16 protein-coding genes are annotated in these 16,575 nt (G+C 65.2%); 13 read left to right on the top strand and 3 right to left on the bottom strand.

Annotated elements, in window-relative coordinates:
• Window position 1: 1 nt before the first annotated feature.
• Window positions 2-1,708 (bottom strand): glycoside hydrolase family 13 protein, encoded by a 1,707-nt coding sequence (locus tag ABY42_RS09400; protein ID WP_050459290.1) that lies wholly within the window; start codon window positions 1,706-1,708, stop codon window positions 2-4.
• Between the two features lie 261 nt (window positions 1,709-1,969).
• Between ABY42_RS09400 and ABY42_RS09395 the strand changes: the two genes are divergently transcribed.
• The 10 genes from ABY42_RS09395 to ddh all read left to right on the top strand — a co-directional run bounded on the left by ABY42_RS09395 (window position 1,970) and on the right by ddh (window position 12,073).
• On the top strand, window positions 1,970-3,847 hold the full coding sequence (locus ABY42_RS09395) for an ABC transporter substrate-binding protein (RefSeq protein ID WP_050459289.1): 1,878 nt from the start codon (window positions 1,970-1,972) through the stop codon (window positions 3,845-3,847).
• Window positions 3,848-3,856: 9 nt separating this feature from the next.
• Window positions 3,857-4,867: an ABC transporter permease gene (locus ABY42_RS09390; protein ID WP_050459288.1), complete on the top strand. Its 1,011-nt coding sequence runs from the start codon at window positions 3,857-3,859 to the stop codon at window positions 4,865-4,867.
• 172 nt (window positions 4,868-5,039) lie between these two features.
• The gene (locus tag ABY42_RS09385; RefSeq protein ID WP_231608257.1) at window positions 5,040-6,020 is read left to right on the top strand and encodes an ABC transporter permease; all 981 of its coding nucleotides are present in this window, start codon (window positions 5,040-5,042) and stop codon (window positions 6,018-6,020) included.
• Between the two features lies 1 nt (window position 6,021).
• Window positions 6,022-7,074 carry an ABC transporter ATP-binding protein gene (locus tag ABY42_RS09380; RefSeq protein WP_050459287.1) on the top strand — a complete coding sequence of 351 codons (1,053 nt, stop codon included), beginning with the start codon at window positions 6,022-6,024 and terminating at the stop codon, window positions 7,072-7,074.
• The gene (locus ABY42_RS09375; RefSeq protein WP_050459286.1) at window positions 7,071-8,231 is read left to right on the top strand and encodes an oligopeptide/dipeptide ABC transporter ATP-binding protein; all 1,161 of its coding nucleotides are present in this window, start codon (window positions 7,071-7,073) and stop codon (window positions 8,229-8,231) included. Before ABY42_RS09380 ends, ABY42_RS09375 begins: the two co-directional genes overlap by 4 nt.
• A gap of 30 nt (window positions 8,232-8,261) precedes the next feature.
• A complete protein-coding gene (locus ABY42_RS09370; protein WP_050459284.1) occupies window positions 8,262-8,468 on the top strand; it encodes a hypothetical protein in 207 nt (68 codons plus the stop codon).
• A 32-nt stretch (window positions 8,469-8,500) separates the two neighbouring features.
• Window positions 8,501-8,956 (top strand): universal stress protein, encoded by a 456-nt coding sequence (locus tag ABY42_RS09365; protein WP_050459283.1) that lies wholly within the window; start codon window positions 8,501-8,503, stop codon window positions 8,954-8,956.
• 124 nt (window positions 8,957-9,080) lie between these two features.
• The gene (locus ABY42_RS09360; protein WP_050459282.1) at window positions 9,081-10,139 is read left to right on the top strand and encodes a TrmB family transcriptional regulator; all 1,059 of its coding nucleotides are present in this window, start codon (window positions 9,081-9,083) and stop codon (window positions 10,137-10,139) included.
• Between the two features lie 118 nt (window positions 10,140-10,257).
• Window positions 10,258-11,031, top strand: coding sequence for a DUF3179 domain-containing (seleno)protein (locus tag ABY42_RS09355; RefSeq protein WP_050459281.1), 774 nt, complete (start codon window positions 10,258-10,260; stop codon window positions 11,029-11,031).
• Window positions 11,032-11,146: 115 nt separating this feature from the next.
• Complete coding sequence (gene ddh, locus ABY42_RS09350; RefSeq protein ID WP_050459280.1) at window positions 11,147-12,073, top strand: D-2-hydroxyacid dehydrogenase; 927 nt, start codon at window positions 11,147-11,149, stop codon at window positions 12,071-12,073.
• A gap of 45 nt (window positions 12,074-12,118) precedes the next feature.
• On the opposite strand, the gene engB is transcribed toward ddh, so the two are convergent.
• Both engB and ABY42_RS09340 read right to left on the bottom strand, forming a co-directional pair.
• Window positions 12,119-12,736, bottom strand: a complete 618-nt coding sequence (engB, locus tag ABY42_RS09345; protein ID WP_004976333.1) for a GTP-binding protein EngB — start codon at window positions 12,734-12,736, stop codon at window positions 12,119-12,121.
• 139 nt (window positions 12,737-12,875) lie between these two features.
• Window positions 12,876-13,208, bottom strand: a complete 333-nt coding sequence (locus tag ABY42_RS09340; protein ID WP_050459279.1) for a DUF7344 domain-containing protein — start codon at window positions 13,206-13,208, stop codon at window positions 12,876-12,878.
• A 479-nt stretch (window positions 13,209-13,687) separates the two neighbouring features.
• Between ABY42_RS09340 and ABY42_RS09335 the strand changes: the two genes are divergently transcribed.
• The 3 genes from ABY42_RS09335 to ABY42_RS09325 all read left to right on the top strand — a co-directional run bounded on the left by ABY42_RS09335 (window position 13,688) and on the right by ABY42_RS09325 (window position 16,504).
• The gene (locus ABY42_RS09335; protein WP_050459278.1) at window positions 13,688-14,350 is read left to right on the top strand and encodes a helix-turn-helix domain-containing protein; all 663 of its coding nucleotides are present in this window, start codon (window positions 13,688-13,690) and stop codon (window positions 14,348-14,350) included.
• 84 nt (window positions 14,351-14,434) lie between these two features.
• Window positions 14,435-15,157, top strand: coding sequence for a 5-formyltetrahydrofolate cyclo-ligase (locus tag ABY42_RS09330; RefSeq protein WP_050459277.1), 723 nt, complete (start codon window positions 14,435-14,437; stop codon window positions 15,155-15,157).
• Window positions 15,158-15,199: 42 nt separating this feature from the next.
• Window positions 15,200-16,504 (top strand): TIGR00341 family protein, encoded by a 1,305-nt coding sequence (locus ABY42_RS09325; protein ID WP_050459276.1) that lies wholly within the window; start codon window positions 15,200-15,202, stop codon window positions 16,502-16,504.
• The last annotated feature ends 71 nt before the right edge of the window (window positions 16,505-16,575 follow it).

Here is a 16,575-nt window from a genome sequence, read left to right as displayed (position 1 = left end):
TCTAGGTGTGCTGTGTCGGCGTGAGGTAGACGCGGGCCTCGTACGGCCCGAGTTCGAACGAGTCGCTCGGCACGGTCGGAGCGTCGGCGTTCGCGATGGCGAGTTCGAGCCCGTCGAGGGCGACATCCGCTGGCACCACGAACTCGACTGGTTCCGATTCGAAGTTGAGGACCACCAGACCGCGTTCATCGCCGAGCGTTCGCGTGTACGCGAAGACGGCGGGGTGGTCGGGGAGGAGGAGTTCGAACTCGCCGTACACCAAGACGTCGCGCTCGTCGCGCAGTTCGATGAGGTCGCGGTAGTAGTGTAAGACCGAGTCCTCGTCCGCGCGGGCCCGCTCCACGTTGACCGTCTCGTAGTTCGAGTTGCACTGTATCCACGGCTCGCCCTCGGTGAATCCGGCATTCGGGTCGTCCGACCACTGCATCGGCGTGCGGGCGTTGTCCCGGCCGACGTACTCGATGGCGTCCCGAACGTCCTCGTAGGACTGGACGTCACTTCGTTCGAGGGATTCCTCGATGAAGTTCAGCGACTCGACGTCTCGGAGGTCGTCCGGAGACGCGAACGAGGCGTTCGTCATCCCGATCTCCTCGCCCTGATAGATGAACGGCGTCCCCTGGAGCGTGTGGGTGAGCGTTCCGAGGAGTTTCGCCGACTCGCGGCGATAGTCGCCGTCGTCGCCGAACCGAGAGACCATCCGCGGCTGGTCGTGGTTGTTCAGGTAGACGCTGTTCCACCCGTCGTCTTCGAGGCCGGTCTGCCACTTCGAGAGGACCTCTTTGAACTCGGCGAGCGACCAGTTACCGGCGTTCCACTTGTGCCCGTCGTGGTCGAACGTGACGTGTTCGAACTGGAACACCATCGAGAGACCGCTCCCGTCCGAGCCGACGTACTCCTTGGCGTCGTCGACGCCGACACCCGGCGTCTCGCCGATGGTCAAGAGCGAATCGTCCGAGAGCACTCGGTCGCGCATCTCTCGGAGGTACTCGTGGATGTTCGGCCCGTTGAAGAAGTGCTCTGTACCGGTTTGTCCCGCCCCCGGCTCGCCGTCGGGCAGGTCTTCGGCCTTGGAGATGAGGTTGATGACGTCCATTCGGAAGCCGTCGATGCCCTGCGAGAGCCACCACTCCATCATCTCGTAGACGGAGTCGCGGACGGCCGGATTGCGCCAGTTGAGGTCGGGTTGGTTCTCGTCGAACAGGTGAAGATACCACTGCTCGCGTTCGTCGTCGTAGGTCCACGCGGGGCCGCCGAAGCACGACTCCCAGTTGTTCGGCGGTTCGTCCGGACTCCCGTCGCGCCAGATGTAGTAGTCCTCGTACTCCCCGTCGCGCCGCCGAGAGCGCTGGAACCACTCGTGTTCTTTCGAAGTATGGTTGACCACGAGGTCCATGACGAGCCGGATATCTCGCTCGTGGAGGGCATCGAGGAGTCGCCTCCAGTCGTCCATGTCGCCATAGGCGGGGTGTATCGACCGGTAGTCGCTGATGTCGTAGCCGTTGTCCGCCTGCGGCGACTCGTAGACGGGACAGAGCCAGACGGCGTCGACCCCGAGTTCGTCGAGGTAGTCGACCCGACGCTCGATGCCCCGAAGGTCGCCGACACCGTCGCCGTCGGCGTCGTTGAAGCTCTTCGGATATATCTGGTAGACGACCGCCTCCTTCCACCACTGACTGTCTGTTGCCTCTTTCGTCTCCACGGAACTCATTGCTCCTCACCGCTGTCGGTCGGTCCGTACCGCGAACCGCACACGTACCGCGTCGCCTTCGTGAACGTTCGATTCGGGAGTTCGTTCGCCGCTTGGGGCCCGTAGCGTGGTTCTATTGCGTTCATTGTTCGTGTCTGCGGGATGTTCTCCCGTCGCTACCTCAGACGGTAACCGAGAACACACTTAAAGGAGAGTAAAATCGCGAAGAACGGTTTCTACCCGTAATTATTTACTCTAGTGTGTAACAATCGTAGGTGAACCATGACGAATGATGACATGGGAAGCACGGAGCGTTCGCCGGTTTCGCGGCGTCAGTTCGTGCAGGCACTCGGCGCAGCAGGGGTAACAGCGGGGCTCGCGGGCTGTGGCGGACAGCAAGCGACTCAAACGACGACTGAAAGCGAGGACGGAGGTGGTGGAGCGGACACCGCGACCGAAACGACGACGCCGGTCGAGGTCGACAGCGAGTCGCTCGCGCTCATCCAAGAGTTGGCGTACGTCACCAACCAGACGCTTCCCGTGCTCCCACTGCAGGAGAAACTGGCACAGTCGTTCCAGACGACCGACGATTGGAACGTTCCGTCAAAAGACAGCGAGAAGATACAGACGTACTGGCCGACTGACTGGCTTCCGCGGTACGGTGAGTGGACGTCCTCGGACGAGAGTTCAGACGAGCGGATGACGCTGGCTCAGTGGGCCGTTCCGAAGGACTCGCAGTACAACCCATGGAACGCCAAGAACTTCGCGGAGCCGCGTCGGACGCTGTTCGACCGGTTCATGAACTACAACCTCGAGACGCAGGAGTACTCCGGCTACCTCGTCTCGGACTGGGAACTCGACGGGGAGACGTTGTCCCTGAGCGTGCGAGAGGGACAGACGTGGCACGACGGGACAGCCGTCACCGCGACGGACGTGGTGAACCAGATCAAGCTCGACATCTACAACGGCGGCAGTCTCCGCCGGTTCGTCGCGCCGGACGACGAGGGTAACGTCGCCGACCGGGTGACCGCGCCCGACGAGTCGACGGCCGAAATATCGTTGGCGACTCAGGTCAACGAGGACATCTTACTGGCATATCTCCAGCCGAAGTACCTCGTCGCACACGAGGAGACGTACGGCGAGTTCGTGACGCGACTCGACGAGGCCGAGTCGTCCGACGAGCGGAGTTCGGTGTTGGGAGAGCTCACGAGTAAAGTCGTCTCGGAACCGGTCGGGTCGGGACCGTTCACGTTCGAGGACGCCGACACCCAGCGGACGCTCGTGTCGAAGTACGAGGACCACCCGGACGCGGCGAACATCAACTTCGACGAGATGGAGTACCTCTACAAGCCGTCGAACCAGAGCCGGTGGAACTCGCTCATCAACGAGGAGACTGACGGGTCGGCGACGCTGTTCATGCCCAATAACAAGTTGAACCAACTCCCGGACTCCGTCCAGACGTCGCTTATCCCGCGACACTGGGGGCTCGGCCTGCTGTTCAACCACGAGCGTGAACCCGTGTCCGACCCGCGAGTTCGCAAAGCTATCGCCCACGTCATCAACCGTGAGGACGTCGCGATGAACTCCGGTGCGGGGACTAACTCGAAAATCGCGGTCACGTACCCGAGCGGCCTGACGAGCGAACTGAGCGGCCAGGTCGAGGGAACGTGGCTCGACGGCGTCCTCGACAAGTTCGAGACGTACGGTCGCGGGGAGTCCCAGACCGACAAAGCCGCCGCGCTCCTCGAAGAGGCGGGCTACCAGAAACAGAACGGAACGTGGCGGAAAGACGGCGAACCGCTCCGCATCCCCATCAAGGGGCCGTCGGGGTTCTCTGACTGGGTCGCCGGTGCACAGACCGCCGTTTCCCAACTCAACCAGTTCGGTATCAAATCGGAGTCCGTCATGAAGGATAACTCCGCCTACTGGGGGCAGGACTACGTGAACGGCGACTTCGTGGTCGCCCTGCAAGGGTGGGCGTCGTACGACAACTCGCACCCGTACTTCCACTTCAAGTTCCTGTACGACAGCTCCGACGCGGCAGACTACTGGAACATGCCCGAACAGATCGACTCGCCGGTTCTCCACGACCAACTCCGGGACGGAGAGGCGGTCACGCCCGCGGAACTCGTGACGGAACTATCCACGGCTGGTGAGTGAGGCGGACCGATGAGCTACGTACTCAAGCGACTCGGTCGCTCGTTTCTCACAATCTTCGTGGTGGTGTCGGCGAGCTTCGGCCTCATCAGGCTCCTCCCCGGCGGACCGCTGGACTACCTCCGGGCGCAGATGATTCAACAGGGCGGAAGCGACCTGTCGACCGCGGAGATTAACCGACGAATCGCGGCCCAGACCAACATCGCGGTCGACGAACCGGTGTACGTTCAGTACATCGACTACATGACCGCCATCTTCCGGGGAGACTTCGGTCAGTCGATCTGGTACGACCAATCGGTCGCAGGCGTGATCGGACCGGCCATCCCATGGACCGTGTTCCTGACGGCGACCGCGCTCTTCCTCGCGTTCACTGTCGGGGTGTCGCTGGGCGCGTTCATGGCCTACAAGGAGGGTTCGACGTTCGACGTCGGCAGCACGGGCGTCGGGCTCGTTCTCAACTCGACGCCGGGCTACGTCGTCGCCTTGCTGTTCATCGCCTTCCTAGGCTACCGGCTTCAGTTGTTCCCGACGGGCGGGCGGTACGCCTCGGAACTGACGCCCGGACTCAACGTCCCCTTCCTCGCGAGCGTGCTGTATCACGGGACGCTCCCGATTCTGTCGATGGCGATTGTGGCGTTCGGCGGATGGGCGCTGAGCATGCGCGGAAACAGTATCCGCGTCCTCGGCGAGGACTACCTCAGGGTCGCGAGGCTCCGTGGGCTCCCCACCCGCCGTATCGCGCTCCGGTACGTCGCTCGGAACGCGATTCTGCCGATGTACACCGGGCTGATGATCGCCATCGGGACGGTCTTCGGCGGCGCGGTCATCATCGAGAACATCTTCGCGTACCCCGGTATCGGATTCTACCTGATTCAGGCCATCAACGCGCGGGATTCGCCGCTGATGATGGGTGCGTTCATCCTCATCACCGTCGCGATGGTCATCGGCATCACCGTCGCGGACCTGACGTACGGGTGGCTCGACCCCCGCGCCAAAGGAGGTGCTTCGCGTGAGTCCTACTGAGCCGACAGACGGCGCGTCCGGCGGCTCGTCGGGCGACGAGACCGCGGATCCGCTCGTCGAAGCACTCAGCTGTGACACCGACGCAGGTTCCGCTTCGCGTGAGAGAGATCAGCGACCTGCCGTCACCGGACACGACGGAACGGGGCGACTAGCCGCGGACGGCGGAAAGACCGTGTCCGAGTTCGAGCGGATGGCGGAGGTCTCGATGACCAACGCCGAGCGTCGCCGCCAGTGGCTCGACGAGGCGGTGCTCGCACCCGCGCGAATCGTGTGGGACGACTGGCGCGCCAGAGCCGGGCTACTCGTCGTCGTCGCCTACCTGCTGCTGGGAACGGTCGGGCCGCTGTTCGTCAGTGAACCCAAACCGAACCAGGGGCCGCTTCTCGTCGGCGCGTTCCGGACGCTCGAATACCCGCTGGGAACGACCGCGTCGGGAACGAACATCCTCTCGCAGATAGTCCACGCCACGCCGTCGATGCTCGTCATGATCACCGCGGGTGCGGTGTTCACCGTCGTCCTCGGCACGGCCATCGGCACGCTTGCCGGCTACAAGGGCGGCCAGACGGATAGCGTCTTGATGACCGTTACGGACATCATGATGACGATTCCGGGGCTCCCGCTGACGATTGTCCTTGCGACTGCACTTCAGATCAAAGGGAACCCGGCCGTCATCGGCGTCCTCATCACGATTAACGCCTGGGCCGGCCTTGCCCGCGCGATTCGCTCGCAGGTGCTCACCATCAGAGACGACGAGTACGTCGAGGCCTCCCGCATCATGGGGATGAGCACGCCGACCATCGTCGCCGGCGACATCATCCCGAACCTGATGCCGTACATCACGATGAACTTCGTCCAACAGGCCCGCGCGGTCATCTTCGGCTCCGTGGGGCTGTACTTCCTCGGTGTGCTCCCGTACAACAAGGTCAACTGGGGCGTCATGATGAACGCGGCGGTCAACCGGGCCGGCGCCACCTCCTCGCCATCGGCCTTCCACTGGTTGCTGATGCCGATGCTCACGATCATCGTCCTCGCACTCGGGCTGACCCTCCTCGCACAGGGAGCAGACCGCATCTTCAACCCGAGAGTCCGTGCCCGACACGCGAAATCCGTCGCCAGCGGCGACGGCGACGCCCCAAACACGGGTGATATCTAACATGCCACGAGACAGCCAGACAGAACGACGCGGCGCGCACGACCCTATCATAGAGGTCCGAAACGCGAGCGTTACCTACGACTTAGAGCACAGGGACGCGATGGTACTCGACGACGTGAGTATCGACCTCAGACGCGGGGAGATACTCGGCGTCGTCGGCGAATCGGGGTCGGGGAAGTCGATGCTCGCCAACGCGATGATGGACGCGGTCGAAGAACCCGGAATTACCACCGGTGAGATTCGATATTACCCCGAGCGCGGAAGCGAGCCCGTGAACATCCTCGACCTCTCGGACGAGGAACTGCGGTCGCTCCGATGGGAAGAGATATCCATGGTGTTCCAGGGAGCACTCTCCTCGTTCAACCCCACGATGACCGTCCGCGGTCACTTCGAGGAGACCCTCGACGCCCACGACTACGACGTCGAGGAGGGAATGAAACGGGCGCGGGAACTCCTCGAAGACCTGTATCTGGACCCCGACCGAGTGCTGGACTCCTACTCCCACGAACTCTCCGGGGGAATGAGTCAGCGAGCGCTCATCGCGCTTTCGCTCGTCTTAGAGCCGCAGGTGCTCTTGATGGACGAACCGACGGCGGCGCTGGACCTGCTGATGCAGCGGTCCATCCTGAGCCTGCTCGACGATATCAAGGAGAAGTACAACCTCTCTATCCTCTTTATCACGCACGACCTTCCGCTCGTGTCCGGGCTGGCCGACCGGCTCGCCATCCTCTACGCGTTCGAACTCGCGGAGGTCGGCCCGAGCGAACAGGTCGTTCGAAACTCCCAACACCCGTACACGCGGGCGCTCCTGAGAGCGGTCCCGAGCCTCGATGCCCCGTTGGAGACGATGCGACCGATACCGGGCAGCGCGCCGAATCCGGCGAATACGCCGAACGGCTGTCACTACGCGCCGCGGTGTCCCCTCGCGACCGACGAGTGTCACGAAGAGACCCCTCCGTGGTTCGACACCGCAGACGATCAACGGACGGCGTGTTTCAACCACGACGACGCCGGCGATGCGGTTCCGCTGGAACTGGAGGTGGTCGAGTCATGAGCGACCAACGCAACTCGACGGGAAGTCAAACGACCGACCGGGACGACGAGATCGTCGTCTCGCTCGAAGACGTCTCCGTGCACTTCGAGAAAGAACAGGGGCTCGTTGACTCGCTGTTCAACGACGCACAGCGGGTGAAGGCAGTCGACGGCGTCTCTATCGATATCCCGGAGAACGAAGTCCTCGCGCTGGTCGGCGAGTCCGGGTGCGGAAAGACGACTCTCGGGAAGACGATAATCGGCGTTCAACGGCCCACGAACGGGACGGTGACCTACCGAGGCCAGGACGTGTGGGACGCCAAGGACGGAAACGGAGACGCGAGCGTCTCGTACGGTGACATCCGCAAGGCACTCCAGATAATCCATCAGGACCCCGGCGCAGCGCTCAATCCCAATCGGAAGGTGCTGACCTCGCTCGAAGCGCCGCTCAAGCGGTGGAACTCCGAGCTGTCTACCGAAGACCGGCGCGCGCGAATCTTCGCGCTCCTGGATCGAGTCGGGATGCAGCCGCCCCAGGAGTACGCACACAGGTACCCGCACCAGCTGAGCGGCGGGGAGCAACAGCGCGTCGCACTCGTGCGTGCACTGCTGATGAACCCAGATGTCATCCTCGCTGACGAAGCCGTCAGCGCGCTCGACGTCTCGCTGCGCGTCGAGACGATGGACCTGCTCCTCGAACTCCAAGCGCAGTTCAACACGTCGTTCGTCTTCATCTCGCACACGCTGTCGAACGCCCGGTACCTCACCGAGAAGGCCGGCGGCCGCGTCGCCATCATGTACCTCGGGGAAATCGTCGAAATCGGTCCCCCGGAGAAGGTGCTACGCGACCCCAAACACCCCTACTCGAAGGTCCTCCGGTGGGCGACAGCCGACCTCGACCCGAGCCAACAGGAACTGACCGACCCGCCGGTCCGCTCTATCGATATCCCCGACCCGGTGAGTCCGCCATCTGGCTGCCACTTCCACACGCGTTGCCCGGAGGCACGCGAGGTGTGTACGACCGAAGCGCCCGAACTCGGCGACGAGGCGGGCCAACCGGGAGCTCACTGCGCCGGTTGTCACCGGACGGACCCGGACCACGAGTACTGGGACAGCGACCCGCTCGATGGCGTCGAACCGACGGATGCACCGCGACCACGGGGAGAGAGCGATGACTGAAACTGTGGACTCCCGCGAGAGGTGCCACCGATGACCGCCGTCTGGCGCGCGTTCTTCGTTTCGGGCGTGGTCTTGCTCGCCTTCCTCGCGCTCTCGCTCCCGTACATCGAACCGGGGACGGCGACGTCCGTTGTCACCCTCTTGAGCCTCGGAATGCTCGGCGTGACGGTCGTCGGTTCGTCCGCGTTCATCTACTTCGACTGGGACCCGTTCGAAGAAATCGAACTGAGCCGGTGAGACACGAGACACACCCAAACCCATACACAACAATGCCACGCGCACTTGTCGCAATTGACCGGATAGACCGTGACCGAAACCTGCTGGAACGCGCCCGGACGTTCGCCGTCGGGGGCGGGACGGACCTCGTCGTCGTCGCACTCGCGACGCCGGACGAGTACGAAGAAGTCGAACGAACGCTCGATGCCATCGGCCGGGCAGAGCACACGAGCTACGACGAAGACGCTGTCCTCGACGGCGTGTCCGGCGAGGTCGAAGACGCTGCGAGCGAGGTCCTCGGGTCGGCCGTCGACTACGAACTCAGAACCGTCGTCGCGGAGGCGAACGAACAGGCCGCCGAAATCGTCGATATCGCGGAACAGACTGACTGTGACCACGTCTTCCTTTCGGGACCCCGTCGGTCACCGACCAAGAAGGCGCTCTTCGGTGACCGCACCCAGCGGGTCATCCTCGATTTCGAGGGCTACGTGACCGTTGCAATGAGCTGAAAAAACAGCTATGTGATATTTTCGCGTCCGATTCCGTGGTGTCCGATACCGCTCCGTGCGCCCGAAGACACCGCACACGACACAAAGTATCTATATGAACGAACAGCTATCTTACGTGAACGAAATGAATCGGTCCAGTGGACTGGACGATGCGGCGCTCAGAGAGGAACTGAGCGTCTTCGGCCTGTCCGATACGGAGATCGACACATATCTCGCACTCCTCTCGCTGGGAGAGGCGACGACCCGTGCCATCGCGGAAGCCGCAGACGTCAGCCAACGGGGCGTCTACGGCATCGCCGAGCGACTCGAACGGCGGGGGCTCGTCCGGGTAAAGAAACACGCGTCGCCGACGACGATCAGCGCCTTACCGCCCGAGGAGGCGATGCAGAACCTCTCCACTCGCATCGAATCGATAACGCCGTCGCTCAAGGAGCGGTTCGACGATAGTACCGAGCAGGCACCCGAGATACGGATCATAAAGTCCCGCGAGACCGCGCTCAAACGGATGCGGACCGCCCTCTCGGAGGCGGAGGTCGAGGCGTTAGTCGCCGTGCCAGAACACGTCTATCCCGAGATAGAAGCGGAACTCAAGGACGCGGCCGCCAGAGGCGTGTTTATCTTCCTCCTGCTCGGCGAGATGGACGAGGTGGACGACGATACCCACGAATTCGCCGACGTCGCGGACGCCGTCCGCTACTGGGACGCGAGCCTCCCGTTCCTCTACACCGTCGACGACAAATCGGCGATGATCGGTGACCCCCACGTCCTCGAACTACCACACAACGACAAGGACGCGGTCACCGTCACACAGAACCATCTCGCGGGGTCCGTTCTCGGAATGTATCTCAGCGCCTACTGGCCCGCCTCGAAGCTTCAGTACGTGACAGACCCCGACCCGCTTCCAGCGTCGTACGATTGGTTCCGCGAGGCGGTCTTCCACGCGTTCCTCCATCGGCAAGCGGGGACCGACCTCTGGGCAGACGTCGTGACGGAGAGCGGCGAGGAGTTCTTCGGAAAGATAATCGACATCAGACAGGCGTTCGTCGAACCGGCGTCGAACGACTACACGTTAGAGACGAGCCTCGTTCTCGAGACCCTCGATGGCGAGGTGAGTTTCGGTGGGCCGGGCGCGTTCATCGAGGACCACCGGGCTGAGCGCGTGACGCTCCGGGCCAACCCGTGAGCCCCGTGCCCTCACCTCGCGAAGACTGACGAATCGAAACGCATCGTTCCCCGTCGTCCCGTGCGATACGGACACACAACCCCCGCGAGGTTTCGGTTCCTCCGGCCCGAGCTATCGCATGGACCGACGGGAATTTCTCGGCGTCTGTACCGCCGCCGCGACCACCGGACTCGCGGGCTGTACCGATAGCAACGTCCGTCCTCCGATCGCCGGCGTTCCCGCGCCAAGGAACCCCACCCCGGTCGTCGAACACGGCTTTCCCAGCACCGTCTGCGACGACCCGCCAACCCCGTTCGTCGGTATCGAGGCGGTTCTCGAACCCGCGGTCGGTCCGAGTTGGGAGGGACGGACCGTCGCCGAGAAGTACCGCCTCGGTAACGAGGTCGGGCGAGGACTCTCCGACGACGCCTTCGTCATCGGCGTCGAGCGCGGGGGGTCGGCCCGTGCGTACCCGCTTTCGATTCTCTGGTGGCACGAGGTCGTCAACGACAGCCTCGGCGGCGAACCGCTGCTCGTCACCTACTGCCCGATCTGCCAGTCGGGGATGGTCGCGGCGCGGCGTGTCTCCGGGTCCGACGCTGTCTTCCGCGTCTCCGGACACCTCTGGCAACCGCCCGCAGTCTACGGATTTGCCGGCGTGCAGGAGGGTCGGGTGTTCGGCGCGTCCGCAACGTCCGGCGACGCCGAGGTTCGAAACGCCGGGAATCTCGTGCTCTACGACGACGCGACGGGAAGCTATTGGAGCCAACTGCTGGCGATGGCCATCTGCGGGCCGCAGTCGGGCGAGCGACTGGCGATTCTCCCGTCGTCGGTGACGACGTGGGCCGAGTGGCGCGCCGACCACCCCGACACCGACGTGCTCCTCCCCCCGCCGTGGTCGAAGACGACGTAAGTCGGGTGACGGAAGCCGGAAACCAGAGCCTAGGAGCCGAGAACCAGAACCCCGAAAACCGGAGACCGACGCCGAAGGCGCAACTTCCTTCGTGGGCCGCGGTGACCCCTCGGTCATGCACATCGAACGCATCGCGGTCGACGAGTCGGTCGGTCGCGTGATGCCGCCGGGCCTGTTCGTGGAGGCGCTTTCGAACTCCGACGCTCCGGTCGAACTCGTCGACGAGGGCGAGGCGTTCGGCCCGGGCGACGCGGTCGTCTCGTTCGGCCACAGAGACGCGTTCGTCGAGGCCGACTGGGTCCACTGCGTCCGCGCCGGCTACGACGAGTTCCCCGTGGACGCCTACGAGGCGGCCGGGACGGCGCTCACGAACAGCACCGGCGTCCACGGGACGACGGTCGGCGAGACGGTCGTCGCCTACATGCTGACGCTCGCCCGCCGCCTCCACGCCTACCGCGACGCCCAGCGCGACCGCGAGTGGGACCTGCCCCGCTACAAAGAGCCGTTCACCCTCGACGGCGAGCGCGTCTGCGTCGTCGGCCTCGGCACGCTCGGCCGGGGCGTCGCCGACCGCGCGGCCGCCCTCGGCATGGAGGTCGTCGGCGTCCGGCGCTCCGGCGACCCGGTCGAGAACGTCTCGACCGTGTTCACGCCCGACCGATTCCACGAGGCCATCGCCGACGCCCGGTTCGTGGTGCTGGCGATGCCGTTGACGGAGGAGACGGCGGGCATGGTCGACGCGCCGGCGTTCGAGGCGATGCGCGAGGACGCCTACCTCGTGAACGTCGCGCGCGGGCCCGTCGTCGACGAGGACGACCTCGTGGCGGCGCTCGGCCGAGGCGACATCGCCGGCGCGGCGCTCGACGTGTTCGCAGAGGAGCCGCTGTCCGCGGAGTCGCCGCTGTGGAACTTCGACGAGGTGCTCGTCACGCCGCACGTGAGCGCCGCGACGGGGAAGTACCACGAGGACATCGCGGCGCTCGTGCGGGAGAACGTCGAGAAGACGGCCGCCGGCGACCCGCTCACGAACCGCGTGGTGTGAGTTCGCCGGGGTCGAGCCGAGGGGTTCGAAGCGACGGCGAGCGGGTCAGAGGAACTTGAACAGGTCGTCGCGGCCCTGCTCGTGGAGGTGCGACCGCAGGGCGTCTTCGAGGTGCGAGATGTCGCCGCGCTTGGCCGTGATGGGCGCGATGACGTTCCGCCACTGCTTCCACGGCGGGAAGAGGCCGAGGCGGTCGCAGAGGTCGTTCAGGCGCTCGTCGCGGTCGTCGACCTTGTCCATCTTGTTGACCGCGACCACGGTCGGGATATCGAGTTCGTCGAGGAAGAAGAACATCTCCACGTCGTGCGGGATGGAGTCTTCCGTGGTGTGGCGGTCGATGATGTCGATGACGCTCTTCCCGTCGACGACGAGGACCGCCGCGAGGATGTCGTCGGCGTTCTCCTCGATGTACTGGACGACGTCCGTCTTGATTGCCTCGCGGGTGTCGCGGTCGACGCCGGACATGAATCCGAACCCGGGGAGGTCGGTGAACATGAATTTCTCCGCGTTCCAGTCGAAGTGGTTGGGTTTGCGGGTGACGCCGGGCTTCTTACCCGTCGTGAACTTGCTGTGACCCGTCAGCTCTCGCATCAGGGTCGACTTCCCCACGTTCGACCGCCCGACGAGGACGATTTCGTCGCGGTTCGGTCGGTCTTCGAACATACCGGCGGTTCGCCGCCGCGACGGATAAGGAGGACGGTACGGACGCCGCGCTCCGGGGCGTCGACGCCGAAAAAATCACGTCTCCGGGCGAGTCGCCCCCACGACGGCTCGCCGACGACGCGTGAATGCGGCGGCCGCGTCAGTCACGGCCGCCCGCCGATAACTCGCCCGCGTTCTCGTCGAGAAATCGCAACAGCGGCTCGATTTCGTCGAATCGAGGGCCGCACGCGACGGAGCCGAGATGGCGGTTCCACTCGACGAAGCCGGCGTCAGCGAGTTTCGGCAGATGAACGTGGAACAGCTCCACCTCCAGTCGGTCGCGGTCGCGGCCGCCACCAACGGCCGCGTCCCGCGTTGCCGCTTCGAGGCGCGCGCGCCGCCGTCGGCGAAGACCCATCAGCAACCGTCGCCGATGGACGTTTCCGAGGGCGTCGAACGCCTCGTCGAGGCGGGGGGACGCCGCGGCTACCATCGGCGCAACCCCCGTTGGATCCGAACGGGCGTCGCGCGACGGGCGCGAGACGCCGAGGCAAAGCGTCTCCCGCGAGTCGCCGGAAGGCCCCGCTCTGGGCACCCGGTGGACACCACCCGATACCGGTACCGTCGAGAGCGCGGCCCGTCAATCACACGTCCGTACGCCTCTGCGCCATCGCGACGCGGTCGGACGGCGTACGGCTGTCGATGTCTGTGTGCGTTCACAACTACGTCCCCGAGGGAGCATAGCTAGCAAGTCAGCATTCTCTTTTTGCTTTCACAGTCCGGTCATTGAAGTAGCCAATCGGAAACCCTCCGTTACATGTTATGAACCGAATCCGGTCACGAACGGGTTATTTCGGCCGGAATACTAGCTGAATAGAGTAAATACCGGCTGCCTGGACCACCCGACACCCGATATTTGGCAGTATTTCGACAAGGGAGTTCAATACGGCGGCGGCGAAATGGCAGCCAGTAATGGCCGTAATCGTCGAGTTGACGATCGATTCGGAGAGCTTCGACCTCGGGAGGGTCACCGCCGTGTCGAACGGTGTCCACATCGAGCTAGAGCGCGTCGTCCCGACCGGCGGTGAGGTCATGCCGTTCTTCTGGGCGCGCGGCACCGACTTCGAGGCGTTCGAACGCGCCGTCCGAGACAACAGCATCGTCGACGAGCTGACCGCGGTCGCCCGCGTCGAAAACCGCGTGTTGTACAGAGTCAGCTGGGGAGGGACCACGTCGAGTCTGACCCGGATTCTCACCGACAGCGAGGCGACGATTCTCGAAGCCCACGGCAACGACCCGTGGACGTTCCGCCTCCGGTTCAGCGACCACACCGGACTGACCGAGTTCCACAACCGCTGTCAGGAGGAGAACCTCGAGTTCCACGTCGAGCGCATCTACACCCTCGCGGAGGGCGAACCGGGCGTCTACAGCTTCGACATCACCGACGAACAACAGGAGGCGCTCGTCGCCGCCGTCTCGGAGGGCTACTTCGAGGTCCCCCGTCAGACCACGCTCAATGAGGTGGCCGAGCGACTCGGAATCAGCCCGCAGGCCGCCTCCGAGCGCGTCCGCCGTGGGGCCGACACCGTCCTGCGGAAGGTGCTGTTGTCGCAGTCGGCGGCGGACCTCTCGTAGGCGACTGCTCGCGCCGAGACGCGGTTCGCCCGCGACACGAACGGGGGAGCTATTGGTCCGCCGCGAGTACGCGACGGCGACGCGATGGACAAAGCGACGCTCCGAACGACGGTGTGGGACGACCTCGAATCGTCGGGCGCGGCACGGTTTCCCTTCCCGCCGCACGGCCGCATCCCGAACTTCGCCGACGCGAAAGCGGCCGCCGAGCGACTCGCGGCGACGCCCGAGTGGGCCGACGCCGACGCGGTGAAGGCCAACCCGGACGCCCCGCAACTCCCCGTCAGGCGACGGGCGCTCCGCGAGGGGAAAACCGTCTACATGGCCGTCCCCCGGCTCCGCGACGAGGAGTGCTTCTACGAACTCGACCCCGCGCGCATCGACGACGAACACCTCGACAGCGCGCCGACCGTCTCCCACGTCGAGACCTACGCCGACACGGTCGGCCCAGACGCCCTGCCGCCCGTCGACCTCGTCGTCTCGGGGTCGGTCGCCGTCTCCGACGCGGGCGCGCGCATCGGGAAGGGAGAGGGGTTCAGCGACCTCGAATACGCGGTGTTGCGGGGTCTCGGGGCCGTCACCGACGAGACGACCGTGGCGACGACGGTCCACGAGCGACAGGTCCGCGACGACCTGCCGGAGCCGGACGCCCACGACGTGCCGATGGACCTCGTCGTCACTCCCGAACGGTTGGTCCGAACCGAGACCTCGCACCCGAGACCCACGGGCATCGACTGGGACGCGCTCCCCGACGAGCGCCTCGACGAGATGCCCGTCCTCCGGCGGTTGCGCGACGAGTCGTCGGAGTAGCCGAGCCCCTGCTTATTTCACCGCCCGGGCCGACGTGAGGCCGTGCGACTCGTACAGGTGTTGGTGCCGACCGGCAAGCGCGAGGCCGTCCTGCGGACGCTCGACGAGGAGGGCGTCGACTACGCCGTCTCCGAGGAGACGTCCGGGCGCGGCTTCGTCGCCGTCGTCACCTTCCCGGTCCCCAAGGAGGCCGTCGAACCGGTGTTAGCGCGACTCCGCGAGGCGGGCGTCGAGCGCGACGCCTACACCGTGGTCGTCGCCGCCGAGACGGTCGCGTCGAAGCGGTTCGACCAACTGCGCGAGCAGTACGAGGAAGACGACGAGAACGGCGACCGCATCGCCCGCGAGGAACTGGCCTCGAAGGCCGCGGACCTCGCGCCGTCGGTTTCGACCTACGTGCTCATGACGGTCATCTCGGCGCTCGTCGCCACCGCGGGCCTGCTTCTCGACTCGCCGGCCGTGGTCGTCGGCTCGATGGTCATCGCCCCGCTCGTCGGTCCCGCGATGTCCGCGAGCGTCGGCACCGTCGTCGACGACGACGAGATGTTCGGCCGCGGGGTTCGCCTGCAGGCGCTCGGCGGCGTCCTCGCGGTCGGCGCGGCCGCCGTCTTCGCCTTCCTGCTCAAACAGACCGGGGCGGTCCCGCTGTCGTCCGCGGAGGTGCTTTCGATTCCCGAGGTGGACGAGCGCCTCGCGCCCGACGTGCTGTCGCTCGTCATCGCGCTCGGCGCGGGAGCCGCCGGCGCGATTTCGCTCTCCTCCGGCGTCTCGACCGCGCTCGTCGGCGTCATGATAGCCGCCGCGTTGGTCCCGCCGACCGCCGTCGTCGGCATCGGCATCGCGTGGGGCGCGCCCGAGGCCGTCGTCGGCTCGGCCATCCTCGTCCTCGTCAACATCCTCTCGGTCAACTTCGTCGCCATCGGCGTCCTCTGGCAGCAGGGCTACCGGCCGGAGCGCTGGATTCGCCGCGACGAGGCCCGCCGGGCCGCCCTGTTCCGCATCGCCGTCATCGGGGTCGGACTGCTCGTCCTCTCGTCGTTCCTCGGTGCGGTCACCTACACGACCTACCGGAACGCCGACTTCCAGGGCGACGCGCGCGACGCCATCGAGGACGTGCTCTCGGGCACCGACGCCCGACTGCTATCGATGGAACTGCAGTACGACAGCGGGCCGCTACAGGAGCCCGACGGCGTCGTCGTGACCGTCGGCTACGACCCGGCCTCCGACCCGCCGATGGTCGAACGCGAACTCACGAGGCGGGTGAACGCCGTCGCCCCCGAGCCGCTGTCGCCGTGGGCCACCGGCGAAATCGACGTCGAAGTGCGCTACGTCGCCGTCGTGGAGTAGGACGGCCGGCGTTCCGTCCCCCGTTTCGAAGGCTACAGTCGCTCTTTGTCTCTAGCGCGGCTTGAATAGCT

Source organism: Haloferax gibbonsii (assembly GCF_001190965.1).
GTDB lineage: Archaea > Halobacteriota > Halobacteria > Halobacteriales > Haloferacaceae > Haloferax > Haloferax gibbonsii.
This window is presented reverse-complemented; position numbering and strand designations above follow the sequence as displayed.

Coding starts and splice junctions, on each gene's coding strand:
- ABY42_RS09400 (WP_050459290.1), bottom strand. CDS start 1,708: ATGAGTTCCGTGGAGACGAAAGAGGCAACAGACAGTCAGTGGTGGAAG.
- ABY42_RS09395 (WP_050459289.1), top strand. CDS start 1,970: ATGACGAATGATGACATGGGAAGCACGGAGCGTTCGCCGGTTTCGCGG.
- ABY42_RS09390 (WP_050459288.1), top strand. CDS start 3,857: ATGAGCTACGTACTCAAGCGACTCGGTCGCTCGTTTCTCACAATCTTC.
- ABY42_RS09380 (WP_050459287.1), top strand. CDS start 6,022: ATGCCACGAGACAGCCAGACAGAACGACGCGGCGCGCACGACCCTATC.
- ABY42_RS09375 (WP_050459286.1), top strand. CDS start 7,071: ATGAGCGACCAACGCAACTCGACGGGAAGTCAAACGACCGACCGGGAC.
- ABY42_RS09370 (WP_050459284.1), top strand. CDS start 8,262: ATGACCGCCGTCTGGCGCGCGTTCTTCGTTTCGGGCGTGGTCTTGCTC.
- ABY42_RS09365 (WP_050459283.1), top strand. CDS start 8,501: ATGCCACGCGCACTTGTCGCAATTGACCGGATAGACCGTGACCGAAAC.
- ABY42_RS09360 (WP_050459282.1), top strand. CDS start 9,081: ATGAATCGGTCCAGTGGACTGGACGATGCGGCGCTCAGAGAGGAACTG.
- ABY42_RS09355 (WP_050459281.1), top strand. CDS start 10,258: ATGGACCGACGGGAATTTCTCGGCGTCTGTACCGCCGCCGCGACCACC.
- ddh (WP_050459280.1), top strand. CDS start 11,147: ATGCACATCGAACGCATCGCGGTCGACGAGTCGGTCGGTCGCGTGATG.
- engB (WP_004976333.1), bottom strand. CDS start 12,736: ATGTTCGAAGACCGACCGAACCGCGACGAAATCGTCCTCGTCGGGCGG.
- ABY42_RS09340 (WP_050459279.1), bottom strand. CDS start 13,208: ATGGTAGCCGCGGCGTCCCCCCGCCTCGACGAGGCGTTCGACGCCCTC.
- ABY42_RS09335 (WP_050459278.1), top strand. CDS start 13,688: ATGGCCGTAATCGTCGAGTTGACGATCGATTCGGAGAGCTTCGACCTC.
- ABY42_RS09330 (WP_050459277.1), top strand. CDS start 14,435: ATGGACAAAGCGACGCTCCGAACGACGGTGTGGGACGACCTCGAATCG.